10 protein-coding genes are annotated in these 14,033 nt (G+C 73.3%); 1 reads left to right on the top strand and 9 read right to left on the bottom strand.

The window, feature by feature from the left end; genetic code table 11:
* Positions 1 to 19 precede the first annotated feature (19 nt).
* Positions 20 to 439, top strand: coding sequence for a helix-turn-helix domain-containing protein (locus HK417_RS26025; RefSeq protein ID WP_222262298.1), 420 nt, complete (start codon positions 20 to 22; stop codon positions 437 to 439).
* A 129-nt stretch (positions 440 to 568) separates the two neighbouring features.
* Here the strand turns inward: HK417_RS26025 and HK417_RS00690 are convergent, their stop codons facing one another.
* From HK417_RS00690 to HK417_RS00650, 9 genes are all read right to left on the bottom strand, one after another.
* Positions 569 to 2,440 (bottom strand): ABC-F family ATP-binding cassette domain-containing protein, encoded by a 1,872-nt coding sequence (locus tag HK417_RS00690; RefSeq protein ID WP_222262296.1) that lies wholly within the window; start codon positions 2,438 to 2,440, stop codon positions 569 to 571.
* Between the two features lie 83 nt (positions 2,441 to 2,523).
* Positions 2,524 to 3,417, bottom strand: a complete 894-nt coding sequence (locus tag HK417_RS00685; RefSeq protein ID WP_308123283.1) for a transglutaminase family protein — start codon at positions 3,415 to 3,417, stop codon at positions 2,524 to 2,526.
* 5 nt (positions 3,418 to 3,422) lie between these two features.
* Positions 3,423 to 4,373 carry an alpha-E domain-containing protein gene (locus HK417_RS00680; protein WP_222262292.1) on the bottom strand — a complete coding sequence of 317 codons (951 nt, stop codon included), beginning with the start codon at positions 4,371 to 4,373 and terminating at the stop codon, positions 3,423 to 3,425.
* Positions 4,367 to 5,983, bottom strand: a complete 1,617-nt coding sequence (locus tag HK417_RS00675) for a circularly permuted type 2 ATP-grasp protein (RefSeq protein ID WP_222262290.1) — start codon at positions 5,981 to 5,983, stop codon at positions 4,367 to 4,369. Before HK417_RS00675 ends, HK417_RS00680 begins: the two co-directional genes overlap by 7 nt.
* A 101-nt stretch (positions 5,984 to 6,084) precedes the next feature.
* Entirely contained in the window at positions 6,085 to 7,773 is a 1,689-nt protein-coding gene (locus HK417_RS00670; protein WP_222262288.1) for a dipeptide ABC transporter ATP-binding protein, read from the bottom strand.
* 111 nt (positions 7,774 to 7,884) lie between these two features.
* On the bottom strand, positions 7,885 to 8,940 hold the full coding sequence (locus HK417_RS00665; RefSeq protein ID WP_222262287.1) for an ABC transporter permease: 1,056 nt from the start codon (positions 8,938 to 8,940) through the stop codon (positions 7,885 to 7,887).
* A gap of 1 nt (position 8,941) precedes the next feature.
* Positions 8,942 to 10,042, bottom strand: a complete 1,101-nt coding sequence (locus HK417_RS00660) for an ABC transporter permease (protein WP_222262286.1) — start codon at positions 10,040 to 10,042, stop codon at positions 8,942 to 8,944.
* A gap of 105 nt (positions 10,043 to 10,147) precedes the next feature.
* Positions 10,148 to 11,800 carry an ABC transporter substrate-binding protein gene (locus HK417_RS00655; RefSeq protein ID WP_222262285.1) on the bottom strand — a complete coding sequence of 551 codons (1,653 nt, stop codon included), beginning with the start codon at positions 11,798 to 11,800 and terminating at the stop codon, positions 10,148 to 10,150.
* 171 nt (positions 11,801 to 11,971) lie between these two features.
* On the bottom strand, positions 11,972 to 14,023 hold the full coding sequence (locus HK417_RS00650) for a TPM domain-containing protein (RefSeq protein WP_222262283.1): 2,052 nt from the start codon (positions 14,021 to 14,023) through the stop codon (positions 11,972 to 11,974).
* Positions 14,024 to 14,033: the final 10 nt, after the last annotated feature.

The raw sequence follows: 14,033 nt of genomic DNA, 5'->3' as shown, positions 1-14,033 counted from the left end.
TCGTGCGTACGATGCCCGGGTGCGCCACAGTCCTTCGGGTGAGCACACCGTGCACCCACCGAGTGATCCCGGCGACGCGGACCTGCTCCGCGCGCTGGCCGCCGAGCTCGCCCGGGACGACGAAGCCGGCCTGACCGCCGCCGACGGCCGGCCGCTGCCGGGCCCGCTGCGGGAGGTCCTGGTCCTCGCCGCGGCCGCCCTGGCGGCGGGCCGGCCGGTCACCCTGGCGTGCCACGAGCCGACGCTGTCCACCCAGGAGGCCGCCGACCTGCTGGGCATCAGCCGGCCCACGCTGGTGCGCCTGCTGGACGCCGGGGTGATCCCCTACGACCGCCCGGGCCGGCACCGCCGGGTCCAGCTGGCCGACCTCCTGGCCCACCAGCAGCGCTGCCACCACGCCGAGCGCGGCGGAGCGGCGGTCAGCGACCGCCCGGGGTGACCAGCCCGCTCCCGTCGGCGAACGCCACCGGCGGAGCCGGGCCGAGGCCGCGATCGCCTGACCACACCGCACCTGCCGGACGCTTGTGCTCTGAGTGCACACAGCACTCAGAGCACGAGCGTCCGCAGATCAGCCCTCGACAACCTCGGCGGCGGTCAGCCAGTCGCTCTCCACCTGGTCCTTCTCCGCGACCACCTCGCGCAGCCGGGCGTCCAGCTCGGCGACCTTCGCGTAGTCGGTGGCCGCCTCGGCGAGCTGGGCGTGCAGCCGCTCCTCCTCGGCGGTCAGCTTCTCCAGCCGGCGCTCCAGGCGGGCGACCTCCTTGCGGGCGGCCCGCACGTCGGCGGCGCTGTGCGCCGGGGCGTCGGCCGCCGGCGGCGCGGAACTGCCCGGCGGGGTCACCCAGCCGGCCGACGGCAGCGAGGCCTCCCCCGCCGCCCGCCGGGCCAGGTACTCCTCCACCCCACCGGGCAGCGCGGCCACCGAGCCGTCACCCATCAGCGCCACCACCGAGTCGCACACCCGGTCGATGAAGTACCGGTCGTGGCTCACCACCAGCACCGTGCCGGCGAACCCGTCCAGCAGGTCCTCGAGCTGGGTGAGGGTGTCGATGTCCAGGTCGTTGGTCGGCTCGTCGAGGACCAGCACGTTCGGCTCGCCCATCAGCAGCCGCAGCAGCTGCAGCCGGCGGCGCTCTCCGCCGGAGAGGTCACCGACCGGCGTCCACTGCCGGTTGGCGGCGAAGCCGAACCGCTCGGCCAGCGAGGAGGCGGAGATCTCCTGCTTGCCGATCCGGGCGATCCGGGCGACGTCCTGCACCGCCTCGAGCACCCGGAGCCGGGGGTCGAGCTCGGTCACGTGCTGGGACAGGTACGCCGGCGCCACGGTCTGCCCCACCACCACCCGGCCGGAGTCCGGCTGGGACTCCCCGACGAGCAGCTTGAGCAGCGAGGTCTTGCCCGCGCCGTTCACACCGACGATGCCGATCCGGTCGCCGGGGCCGACGTGCCAGGTCAGGTCGCGGAACAGCGTCCGCTCCCCGGCCGCCCGCGGGTCGGCGGGACCGGCCGGGTCTTCGTCGTCGGACACCAGGTCGGCGCCGCGCACGGTGTACGTGACGTCCTCGACGTCGTACACGGTCCGGCCGAGCCGGCGGGCGGCGAAGCCGGCCAGCTCCATCGCCGAGCGGGCCGGCGGCTCGTCGGCGATGAGCGCCTCCGCCGCCTCGATCCGGAACCGGGGCTTGCTCGTGCGCGCCGGCGGGCCGCGGCGCAGCCACGCCAGCTCCTTGCGCACCAGGTTCAGCCGGCGCTCCTCGGAGACCGCCGCGATCCGGGCGCGCTCGGCCCGGGCCAGCGTGTACGCCGCGTAGCCGCCCTCGTAGGCGTGCACCGCCCCGTCGGCGACCTCCCACGTGGTCGTGCAGACCTCGTCGAGGAACCAGCGGTCGTGGGTGACGACGACGAGCGCCCCGACGCGGCTCTTCACGTACCCGGCCAGCCAGGCGACCCCCTCGACGTCGAGGTGGTTGGTGGGCTCGTCGAGCACCAGCAGGTCCAGCGGGCGGATGAGCTGCGCGGCCAGCGCGACCCGACGCCGCTCGCCCCCGGACATCGTGTCCACCGGGGCGTCCAGGCCCATCCGGTCCAGCTCCAGACCGGTGAGCACCGAGCGGACGGCGGGGTCCGCTGCCCACTCGTGCTCGGCGGCGAACGTCGAGGAAGGGAGGACGACGTCGCGCACCGTCGTCCCGGGCGGCAGCGTGCCCAGCTGGTCAAGGACGCCCATCGCCAGGTCGCCGCGGCGGGTGACCCGGCCGTCGTCCGGTTCCTCGGTGCCGGAGAGCACGCGCAGCAGCGTCGACTTCCCGCCGCCGTTGCGGCCGACCACGCCGATCCGCTCACCGGCGGCGACGCCGAGGGAGACGTCGTCGAGGACGACCGTCGTCCCGTGGGCCTTGGACACCCGCTCGAGGTTGACCAGGTTCACCGGAGCGCTCATATGTCACCCAGCATCCCAGGCCCCCACTGCCCCCTTGCAGGGGCCCACCGCGAGCGTGCCAGCGGGGGGCGCGGGGTCCTACTTCATGCCAGGCGGGTGACCTCGACCGTCACGGAGGAGCCCTCGCTCCTCGGGCCCGAGAAGATCCCCTTCAGCGGCGGGACGTCGGCGTAGTCCCGGCCGCGGGCCAGCGTCACGTGCCGGGGGCCGATCTCCACCACGTTGGTCGGGTCGTAGCCGGACCACCCGCCGTCCCACCACTCCACCCAGGCGTGGCTCTCCCCGGTGACCGCCTCACCGATCCCGGCGTCCCGCTTGGGGTGCAGGTAGCCGGAGACGTACCGGGCCGGCAGGCCAATGGCCCGCAGCAGCCCGACGGAGACGTGCGAGATGTCCTGGCAGACGCCCTTACCGTGCTCCCAGGCCTGCATCGCGTTGGTCTTCACGTTGGTCGAGCCGGTCAGGTACTGGATCCGCTCGTGCACGAACCGGCAGACCAGCTGGCCGGCCTCCCGGGGCCCGGCGTCCCCGACGAGCTCGCGGACCTCCTGCACGACCGGTGGGTCCATGGCGGTGAGCCGGGTCGGGCGGAGGATCTCGCCGAAGCGGTCCTGGACGTCGGGCACGGCGAGCTCGGCCCATCCCACCGGGCCGGCGACGTGCACCTCGGGCCCGGCCTCCACCACCGAGGTCGCCTTCACCACGAGCTCGGTGTGCGGGCCGTGGGTGTCGAAGGCGGTGACCGTGGCACCCCAGTAGTCGCGGTAGGCGAGCACGGTCGCGGTCGGCTCGATCTCCACCCGGGACCGCAGCGTCGTCTGCCGGCTGCTGTTCTCCGGCGTCATCCGGGCCTCGTTGTAGGAGGAGCGGACCGGACCCCCGTACCGGAACTGCGTGCGGTGGACGACCTGCAGCCGCCAGCGGTCACTGGGCACCCGCACCCGGGTGGGCTGGGACTGGTTCTGGGACTGAGGCACGACCGTCACCCCACGCTCTCCGGCACCCAGATCTGCGGCGCCTGCTCGGTGAAGAAGCGACTGGTGACCGCCTCGCTGGCCAGCGAGCAGGTGCGCTGGAGCTCGTCCAGGCGCACCGGCAGCGACGCCAGGATCTCGTCGGTCTGCATGAACTCGAGCATGGTGCGGGCCCGGCCGACGATCCGGTGCGCCTCGCCGGCGACGCCGATCCGGTGCCCCTCGCGCACGTTCGCCCGCTCCAGCTCGGCCAGGCACGCCTCGGCCTGCTCCAGCGCGGCGAACACCGAGCGGGGGAACAGCCGGTCCAGCAGCAGGAACTCCGCCGCCCGGCTGGAGTTCACCGCACCCCGGTAGGTGCGCAGGTAGGGCTCGTAGGCGCCGGTCGAGCGCAGCACCAGCGTCCAGGACGGCGCTGCGTCACCGGCCAGCACCCGGGTGGACAGCATCCGGGCGGTCATGTCCACCCGCTCCAGCGAGCGGCCCAAAATGAGGAAGAGCCAGCTCTCGTCCCGGCTCATCGTGGCGTCGGCCAGCCCGAACACCATTGCCGACCGCTCGCGGACGAACCGGAACAGCGAGTGCGGGCCGTACCGGCGGGCCATCGTGCGCTGCTGCGGCAACGCGTTGTGGGTGACGTTCAGCGACTCCCAGATCTCCGCCGAGAGCACCTCGCGGGCGCCGCGGGCGTTCTCCCGGGCGGCCGACAGGGCCCCGACGATCGAGGCCGGGCTGCTCCGGTCGAAGGCCAGCGTGGCCAGCACCCGCTCGGTGTCGGCCTCACCGTCGACGCTCGGGTGGCCCATCAGCCCGAGCAGGTTGGCGCAGGCCCGCCGCTCGTCGATCCACGGGTCCTCGACCAGCCGCTGGGTGTGCACGTCGAGGATGCGGGCGGTGTCGTCGGCCCGCTCCACGTAGCGGCCGATCCAGAACAGCGACTCGGCGATGCGGCTCAGCACGGCGCCACCTCCCCGGGGGCAGAAGTGGCCACTTCTGCCCCTTGCTGCTGCTGCTGGGACTGGGCCAGCGCGTTGTCGTTGGGCGGCCCGGGGTCCTGCGCCGGCGGCTCGGCCGGCAGGTCGGCGGTGGTGAACTCGATCCGGGTCACGTCGTGCTCGGGTACCGCCTCGGCCGGTCGCGGCGGGCTGATCACCCAGGTGTCCTTCGAGCCGCCGCCCTGGCTGCTGTTGACCACGAGCTCGCCCTCGGGCAGCGCGACGCGGGTGAGCCCACCGGGCAGCACCCACACGGCGGACCCGTCGTGCACGGCGAACGGCCGCAGGTCCAGGTGCCGGGGGGCGAGCCGGCCGTTGATCAGCGTCGGGGACGTCGACAGGCCGATCGGCTTCTGCGCGATCCAGTCCCGCGGGGCGGCCCGCACCTTGACCGCGAGCTCCTCCAGCGTCCGCTGGTCGGCGCGGGGCCCGATGACGATGCCCTTGCCGCCGGAGCCGTCGACCGGCTTGAGCACCAGCTGGTCGAGGTTGGCCAGCACCCACTCCACGGTGTCGGGCTCGTCGAGCCGGTGCGTCTCGGCGTTGGCCAGCACCGGCTCCTCGGCCAGGTAGTAGCGGATCAGGTCGGGCACCCAGGTGTAGAGCAGCTTGTCGTCGGCGACGCCGTTGCCCACCGCGTTGGCGATGGTCACCCGGCCGGCCCGTGCCGCGTTCAGCACCCCTGCGCAGCCGATCACCGAGTCGGAGCGGAAGTGAACCGGGTCGAGGAACTCGTCGTCGATGCGCCGGTAGATGACGTCGACGCGCTGCTGGCCGGTCGTCGTCCGCATGCTCACCTGCCCGCCCGAGCACACCAGGTCCCGGCCCTCGACCAGCTCCACGCCCATCTGCCGGGCGAGCAGCGCGTGCTCGAAGTAGGCGGAGTTGTAGACCCCCGGCGTCAGCAGGACGACGGTCGGCTCGCTCACCCCGGTCGGGGCCGACGCCTTGAGCGCGGCCAGCAGCCGGCTCGGGTAGTCCGCCACCGGCTGCACCCGGTGGTCGCCGAACAGCTCCGGCAGCACCTGGCTCATCGCCGCCCGGTTGGTGATCACGTAGCTGACCCCGGACGGCGAGCGGAGGTTGTCCTCGAGCACCCGGAAGTCGCCGGCCTCGTCACGCACGAGGTCGATGCCCGAGACGTGCACCCGGACGCCGTTGGGCGGGACGAGCCCGTGCGCGGCGCGGTGGAAGTGCGCGCTGGTGGTCACCACGCTGCGCGGCACCACCCGGTCGCTGAACACCTCCCCCGCGCCGTAGACGTCGGCCAGGAACGCCTCCAGGGCCAGCACGCGCTGCGCCACCCCGCGCTCGATCACCGCCCACTCCTCGTGCCCGATGACCCGGGGCACGATGTCGAGCGGGAAGGGCTGCTCCTCGCCGGCGTGGGCGAAGGTCACCCCGGCGTCCCGGTAGGTCTGCGAGAGGACGTCGGCGCGGGCCGCGAGCTCCTCCCCCGACATCGGCTGCAGCGAGCTGAACAGACCGGTGTACGGGGCGCGGGGCTGGCCGGGCGCCGCGAACATCTCGTCCCACTGCTGCCCGAGGGGGTAGCCGTCGAAGAGGTCCGCCATGCGACGAACCTAGACACGCCGTGTGTCCCCCGCGTTTCGACACCGCCGTCCCGCGACCTCGCCGTGACCTGACCCGCGCCGCCGCCGCGGCGGGAGGCGGCTCAGGCGTCGGCGCGGAGGGCCTGCCAGCGGGCGCGGCGGGCGGCCTGCTCGTCCGGGTCGGGAACCGGCAGGGACGCCAGCAGCCGCTGCGTGTAGGGGTGCCGCGGCGCGCCGAGCACCTCCGCTCCGGTGCCCTCCTCGACCAGCTTCCCGCGGTAGAGCACCGCGATCCGGTCGGCGAGCAGGTCCACGACGGCCAGGTCGTGGCTGATGAACAGCGCCGCGAAGCCCTTCTCCCGCTGCAGCTCGGCGAAGAGCTCCAGCACGCGAGCCTGCACGGAGACGTCGAGCGCGGAGGTCGGCTCGTCGGCGATGAGCAGCTCCGGGTCCAGCGCCAGGCCGCGGGCGAGGCTGGCCCGCTGCCGCTGACCGCCGGAGAGCTCGTGCGGGTACCGGTCGCCGAACGCCCTGGGCAGCTGGACCGCCTCGAGCAGCTCGTCGACCTGGGCGCGCGCCGCGCGGGGGTCCCGGGCCCGCTTGTGCACCACCAGCGGCTCGGCAACCGCCTCGGCGATGGTGAGCAGCGGGTTGAAGCTGGACGCCGGGTCCTGGAACACGAACCCGATCCGCTCGCGCACCGGCCGGAAGGCCCTCTCCTTCATCCCGACCATCTCGGTGCCCAGCACCTGCAGCGAGCCGCCGCTGACCTTGGTCAACCCGGCGATGGCCCGCCCGATCGTCGTCTTGCCGCTGCCCGACTCCCCCACCAGCCCCAGGACCTCACCGGGGCGGATGTCGAAGCTGACCCCGTCGACGGCCACGAAGTCCGGCCGCCGCAGCCGGCCGGGGTAGACGATGCTCAGGTCGCGGGCGCTGACGACCGGAGCCGACTCGGCCCAGCCGGGCTCGCGCCGCGCGGCCCGTTCCCGGGCCCGCTCGGTGCCGCTGCCCAGCTTGGGGACGGCGGCCAGCAGCTGCTGGGTGTAGGGCTCCTGCGGGGCGCTGAACAGCGTCCGGACGTCGGCCTGCTCCACGACCTCGCCCTGGTACATGACCGCGACCCGGTCGGCGAGGTCCGCCACGACGCCCATGTTGTGGGTGATCAGCACGATCGCCGCGCCGAAGTCGTCCCGGCACCGGCGCAGCAGGTCGAGGATCTCCGCCTGCACCGTCACGTCGAGGGCGGTGGTCGGCTCGTCGGCGATGATCACGCCGGGGTCGAGCACCAGTGCCTGGGCGATGACGATGCGCTGCTTCTGCCCGCCGGAGAACTGGTGCGGGTAGTGGTCGACGCGGGTCTCCGGGTCGGGGATGCCGACCCGGCGGAGCACGTCGATCGCCTTGGCCCGGGCCTCCTTCTTGCTGAGCTTGCCGTGCGCCCGCAGCCCCTCGGCGATCTGCCAGCCCACCGGGTAGACCGGGTTGAGCACGGTGGAGGGCTCCTGGAACACCATCGCGGCGTCCTGGCCGCGCACCTCCCGCAGCTGCGCCCCGGTGAGCGGGACGACGTCCCGCGCCTGCGTGCCGTCCTTGCTGGTGAGGACGACGGCGCCGCGGATGGCCGCGGTCTCCGGCAGCAGGCCGAGGATGGTGCGCGCGGTGACGGTCTTGCCGCTGCCGCTCTCCCCGACCACGGCCAGCACCTCGCCGGCCGCGACCTGCAGGTCCACGCCCTTGACCGCGGCCACCGGACCCGCGTCGGTGGCGAAGGTGACCGCGAGGTCCTCGATCTCGACGACGTTGCTCATCGCTCGGCTCCGCCCTCGTTCCGCTCCTCGCTCGTTCCTCGCTGCGATGCTCGCTCGCGCGTCGTCCTCGCGTTGCTCACTGCTCGACTCCGCGCTCGTTCCGGACGTTCCTCATCGGGCTCCTCCGCCGTGCTCCAGGCCGTCCAGGCCGTCGGCGGCCCCGAGCGTGCCGCCGGGCACCACGGCCACCTCGGCCAGCCCGACCGGAGCGTCCTGCGCGGACACCCGACGGCGGGTGCGCAGCCGGGGGTCGGCGAGGTCGTTGAGGCTCTCGCCGACCAGGGTCAGCCCGAGCACGACGAGCACGATGCCCAGACCGGGGAAGAGCGAGGTCCACCAGATGCCGCTGCTGACGTCGGCGATGGACCGGTTCAGGTCGAATCCCCACTCGGCACCCGAGGTCGGCTCGATGCCGAAGCCGAGGAAGCCCAGCCCGGCCAGGGTGAGGATCGCCTCCGACGCGTTGAGCGTCAGGATCAGCGGCAGCGTGCGGGTGGCGTTGCGCAGCACGTGGCGGAGCATGATCCGCCAGTTGCTGGCGCCGATCACCCGCGCCGACTCGACGAAGGCCTCGGACTTGATCCGCACCGTCTCGGCCCGGATCACCCGGAAGTACTGCGGGATGAACACGACGGTGATCGAGATCGCCGCGGCCAGGATGCCGCCCCACAGGCTGGACTGCCCCCCGCTGATCACGATCGCGACGATGATCGCCAGCAGCAGCGACGGGAAGGCGTAGATCGCGTCCGCGATCACCACGAGCACCCGGTCCAGCCAGCCGCCGAAGTAACCCGAGACCAGGCCGAGCAGCACGCCGATGACGATCGACATGAGGACGGCGACGACGATCACGTACAGCGCCGTCCGGGAGCCCCAGATCACCCGGGACAGCACGTCGTACCCGCCGACCGTCGTCCCGAGCAGGTGGTCCCCCGACGGGGACTGCTGGGCGCCGAACGGCCCGTCGGCGTCCCGCAGCTGGCCGTACTCGTACGGCGCGAGCAGCGGCGCGAGGACGGCGGTGAGCACGAAGACGCCGGTGAGCACGAGCCCGGCGACCAGCATGCCGCGCTGCAGGCCGACGCTCTGCCGCAGCTGCTGGACGACCGGCAGCTGGCGCCAGGTGCGCCGGCGGGCGCCGGACGGCGCGGTGGTGGCCGTCGCCATGTCAGTACCTCACCCGGGGGTCGATCAGCGCCGCGATGACGTCGACGATGAAGTTGGTGACGGCGACGATCACGGCGAGCAGCGCCACGATCCCCTGCACCGCCACGAAGTCGCGGGACTGCAGGTACTCCGCGAGCTGGAAGCCCAGCCCCTTCCACTCGAAGGTCGTCTCGGTGAGGACGGCGCCGACGAGCAGCATCGCGATCTGCATGCCGATGACCGTGATGATCGGGATCAGCGCCGGCCGGTAGGCGTGCTTGCGCAGCAGCCGGTACTCCCCGACCCCGCGCGAGCGGGCGGCCTCGACGTAGCCGCTGCCGAGCGTGCCGATGACGTTGGTGCGCACCAGGCGCAGGAAGACCCCGGCGGTGAGCAGGCCGAGGGCCACGGCCGGCAGGACGGCGTGCTCCAGGACGTCCCGCAGCACCTCACCGTTCCCGGTGCGGAGCGCGTCGATCAGGTAGATGCCGGTCTGGCCGTCCAGCTGCTGCAGTTCGATCTCCGTGCGGGTGGACGCCCGGCCGGCCACGGGCAGCCACCCCAGCTGCACCGAGAACACCAGCTTGAGCAGCAGCCCGGCGAAGAAGACCGGAGTGGCGTAGCAGAGGATCGCGAAGATCCGCAGTGCCGCGTCGGGCAGCCGGTCGCGCATGTAGGCGGCGAGCTGGCCGAGGGGGATGCCGACCAGGAAGGCCACGATCAGCGCGTAGACGGTAAGCTCGAGCGTCGCGGTGCCGAAGGTGGTGAGCACCTCGGTGACCTCGCGGTTGTCGCTGATCGTCGTCCCGAAGTCGCCTCGCGCGATGCCGCCGAGGTAGTCCAGGTACTGGCTGAACAGCGGCCGGTCGTAGCCGGCCGCCTCGATGCGCTCCTGCAGCTGGTCGGCGGGCAGCCGGCCGCCGAGGGCGGCGGTGATCGGGTCGCCGGTGGACCGCATGAGGAAGAAGACGGTCGTGACCAGGATGAAGATCGTCGGGAAGATCAACAGGAACCGGACGAGCAGGTAGCTGCCCAGCCCGCCGCCGCTCCGCCGCCGGCGCCTCACCGGCGCCGTCTCCGGTTCCGTGGAGCCGGTGGTCGGCTCCGTCGTCGTGGTGGTCATCTCTCCCAGTCCATCACCGCGGTCCCCGGTGCGGGGGGCCGGACGTGCGGAGCCCCGGGTGACCCGCTGCGCGCGGGTCACCCGGGGCGGTGCGAGGTGTTGCGGTCAGCCCCTGGCGAGGGCGCCGTAGCGGAACTTGAAGGAGGGGTCGAGGGTGTCCTCGGCCCCGGTGACGTCGACGCCGGTCACGGCGACCTGGGCGCCCTGCAGGTACGGCAGCGTGGACAGGTCCGCGGCCACGAGCTGCTGGATCTGCTCGATGAGGGCCGTGCGCTGGGCCGGGTCGGCGGTGGTCGCCTGTTGCAGGATCAGGTCGTTGACCGGCTGGTTGCTGTAGTGGTTGCCCAGGAAGTTCTCCGTGAGGAAGAACGGCGTCAGGTAGGTGTCGGCGTCGGAGTAGTCCGGGAACCAGCCGAGCTGGTAGGCCGGGTAGACGTCGGCGGTGCGGTCCTCGGAGTACTGGACCCACTCGGTGGTCTGCAGGTTCACGGTGAACAGCCCGGTGGACTCCAGCTGGTCCTTGATCAACGCGTACTCGTCGCCCGAGGACGGGCCGTAGTGGTCGTTGGAGTACTGCAGGTTCAGCTCCACCGGGGTCTGCACGCCGGAGGCCTGCAGCACCTGCGCGGCCTTGTCGGGGGCCGGCCCGCCGTTGCCGTCGCCGTAGAGGTCCTTGAGCGGCGTGGTGGCGCCGGTCAGGCCCTCCGCGACGAAGGAGTACAGCGGCGTGTAGGTGCCCTTGTAGACCTGGTCGGCCAGCTCCTGCCGGTCGAGCAGGTGCGCCGCCGCCTGGCGGACGGCCAGCGCCTTGGCCGGGTCGGCCTCGGGGGTGGTGGCGCCGTACGGCTGGGTGTTGAAGTTGAAGGTGATGTAGCGGATCTCGCCGCCGGGACCGTCGACGACCTTGACCTGGTCGTTGCCGCGCAGGTCCTCGATGTCGGTCGCGGTGAGGCTGCGGAAGGCGACGTCGATGTTGCCCTCCTGCACGTCGAGCTTCAGGTTCGACGCGTCGCTGTAGTAGCGGACGTTGACCTCGTCGGTCTTCGGCGCGCCGAGCAGCCCCTGGTAGTCGGGGTTGGCCGCGTAGGACACCAGGTTGTTCTGGTCGTAACTGGTGATCGTGTACGGGCCGGCGAACGCGTTGGCGTCGACGATGTCCTGGTCCGGCGTCAGCGCGGAGGGGTCGAAGACGTCCTCGTCGATGATCGGTCCGGCGTTGCTGGACAGGATCTGCGGGAAGATCTGGTCGTTCGGCGAGGTGAGGTGGAAGACGACGGTCGTGTCGTCCGGGGCGTCCACGCTCGCCAGGTTGTACAGCAGCGACGCGGGCCCGTTGGGGTCGTTGATCGCCACCATGCGGTCGAAGCTGAACTTGACGTCCGAGGAGGTCAGCTCGTTGCCGTTGGCGAAGGTCAGGCCGCTCTTCAGGGTGACGGTGTAGTCGGTGGGCGAGGTGAACTCGGCCGACTCGGCGATGTCCGGCTCCACCTGGGGGCTGCCGAGCGGGGTGTTCATCAGGAACGGGTAGACCTGGTTCATCACCGTGAACGACCCGTTGTCGTACGAGCCGGCCGGGTCCAGCGTCACGATCTTGTCGGTCGTGCCGATGACGAGCGAGCCGCCACCGCCACCGTCACCGCCGCCGCCGGAGCCGCCGTCGTCGCTGCCACCACCGCACGCCGACAGCGCGAGCGCCGTCGCCGTGATGCCGGCCGTCGCGGTCAGCAGCCGCCGACCGTTCCTGGACCCGGAGTTCATCCGCCACCTCGTTCTCGTACAGGCAGCGGGCGGGGCGCACAGGCCCGTCGCAGCAGCCGCCTGTGGCCATTGGGTGATCGACAGCTAACACCAGGGTTCCCACCAGGTGAGAACCCGGGCAGTGACCGTGACCGTGTTGTGATCGGTGTGCGCCGGACCTGCGGCGGCGGGTCAGAACCGCCCGCCGCCACCGCGCCGGCCGCGGCTGCCGGACCCGCCGAAACTGCCGCCACCGCCCCGCCGGTTCCCGCCACCGCCACCGAAGCCCCCGCCGCCGATGCTCCCGCCGCCGAAGCCGCCGCGGCCCACCGACCCGCGCGGCCCGCCGAGCAGGATCCCGCCGAGCACCAGGCTGCCGAGGTCGACGCCCGATCGGCCGCCGTACCCGCCGCCATAACCGGGCGGAACCGGGCCGGGGCCCCACCCGGCGCCGCCGGACCAGCGGTCGACGTCCTCCCGGGCCAGGTCGAGGGCCTGCTGGGCGAGGGTGACCGCCGCCTGGGCCTCGCGCAGCGCGGCCTCCGGCTCGGCCGGGCCGGTGGCGACCGCGGCGTCCAGCCGGCGCTGCGCCTCGGCGAGCCGGGTACGCGCCTCCGGGCCGATGGCGCCCCGCCGGGTGGCGATGAAGTCGCTCGCCGCGTCGATGGCCGCCCGGGCGGTGAGCACGGTCTGGTCCAGCGCGGCGGCGGCGCGGCGGGCGCGGGTCTGGGCGTCCCGCGCGCCGGCCAGAGCGGTGTCCAGCGCGGTGTCGGCCTCCTCCAGCCGGCGGAGTGCGGCGAGCGGGTCGGGGCGCTGGTCGGCCGGCGGTTGGTCGGTGCCGGCGAGCGTCGCCTCGGCGCGGGCGACCAGGGGCGCCAGCCCGGCGGTGTCACCGGCGGCCTGGCCGAGCAGCGAGCGCGCCTCGGCGAGGTCCTGCTGGGTCTCCGCCCGGACGGCGGCGATGCGCTGGGCAGCCGTGTCCAGCTCCGTGGCCAGCCGGCCGATGGCGTCGAGCAGGGTGCCGGTCTGGGCGACGGCATCCTCGGCGACCCGCAGTGAGCCGACCGCCTTGCCGGCCTGCCCGGCCTGCACGTCGGACCGGGCGTCGGCGATCTCCTGCTCTGCGGCCGCGAGGCGAGCCCGGGCCTGCTCGACGTTGTCGGCCACCGGCGCGAGCGCGGAGTCCGCCCAGCGCTCCCGCAGCGCCGCCAGCCGCCGCTCCTCCTCCGGCAGCCGGGCCCGCAGCCGGTCCACCTCGGGGGCCAGCCGGTCCAGCGCCTGAGGGGCGGTGCGCTCGAGGTCGCGGAGCTGGTCGAACGCCGCTGCCTGCGCGTCGAGCCGGGCGTCGGCGGACTCGGTGAGCCGCAGCGCCTCGGCGAGCATCCGTCGCTGGGTGGCCTCGTCCTCGGGGATCTCGTCGTCGAGCTGCTGGCGGAGGGTGAAGGCCTGGTGCAGCTCGGCCTGGGACTGGGCCAGGGCTTCGGCGAACCCGGCGACCTGCTCCTCGCCGTACTGGGCGCGGGCGAAGTCCAACTCGAGCTGGCTGGTGCGGCTCGCCTCGTCCAGGTCCAGCAGCGCCTGGCTGGTGCGGAAGGTGAGCTGCTCGGTGGTCTCGTCGGGGAACGGGTCCGCCGCCCGGGCGGCGGCGACCTGCTGCTCCGCGGCCTCCTTGCGGCGCCGCCGGCTGCGGACGAGTGCGTACCCGCCGCCGCCGACCAGCGCGATGGTCGCGAGCACCCCGAGGGCCGCGCCGCCGCCACCCGATCCGTCGTCGGCACCGCCGGCGGGCTCACCGCCCAGCCCGTCGGCGAGGGCGACCACCGAGGCGTCCCAGTCCCCCGCCGCGAGTTCGGGCTCCACCTGCGAGCTGATCACGTCGGCGATCTCGTCGGTCGTGACACCCACGGCATCACCGGGGTCCCAGCCGTAGGCCTGGTCTTCGATCGCCACGGCGAACAGCAGGTCGTTGCCGCCGAGCCCGGTCAGATCGGCCGTCTCCCGTGCCCACGTGGTGCCGTCGGTCCCGTCGAAGCTGTCGACGAAGACGACGAACAGTTGGACGTCCCCCTCGGCCTGGAGCTCCTCGATCGCCTGCTCGTGGCCGCTCTCGTCCTCCAGGACACCGGCTGTGTCGGTGACCTGCTCGGTGAGCGCGAAGGGCTCGTCGGCGACAGCGGTGCCGGTGAGGAGCAGCGGCACCGCGAACGCAGACAGGACGGCGGTCAGCCGGACGACGCGGGACATGCCGTCCATC

Source organism: Modestobacter marinus, assembly GCF_019799945.1.
Lineage (GTDB): Bacteria > Actinomycetota > Actinomycetes > Mycobacteriales > Geodermatophilaceae > Modestobacter > Modestobacter marinus_B.
Note: the sequence above shows the minus strand (reverse complement) of the source record. Positions and strands in the feature narration are given on the sequence as shown.

Bases quoted from the DNA above. Each gene is read 5' to 3' on its own strand.
- HK417_RS00650 (WP_222262283.1), bottom strand. From the start codon at position 14,023: ATGTCCCGCGTCGTCCGGCTGACCGCCGTCCTGTCTGCGTTCGCGGTG.
- HK417_RS00660 (WP_222262286.1), bottom strand. From the start codon at position 10,042: ATGACCACCACGACGACGGAGCCGACCACCGGCTCCACGGAACCGGAG.
- HK417_RS00690 (WP_222262296.1), bottom strand. From the start codon at position 2,440: ATGAGCGCTCCGGTGAACCTGGTCAACCTCGAGCGGGTGTCCAAGGCC.
- HK417_RS00655 (WP_222262285.1), bottom strand. From the start codon at position 11,800: ATGAACTCCGGGTCCAGGAACGGTCGGCGGCTGCTGACCGCGACGGCC.
- HK417_RS00665 (WP_222262287.1), bottom strand. From the start codon at position 8,940: ATGGCGACGGCCACCACCGCGCCGTCCGGCGCCCGCCGGCGCACCTGG.
- HK417_RS00675 (WP_222262290.1), bottom strand. From the start codon at position 5,983: ATGGCGGACCTCTTCGACGGCTACCCCCTCGGGCAGCAGTGGGACGAG.
- HK417_RS00670 (WP_222262288.1), bottom strand. From the start codon at position 7,773: ATGAGCAACGTCGTCGAGATCGAGGACCTCGCGGTCACCTTCGCCACC.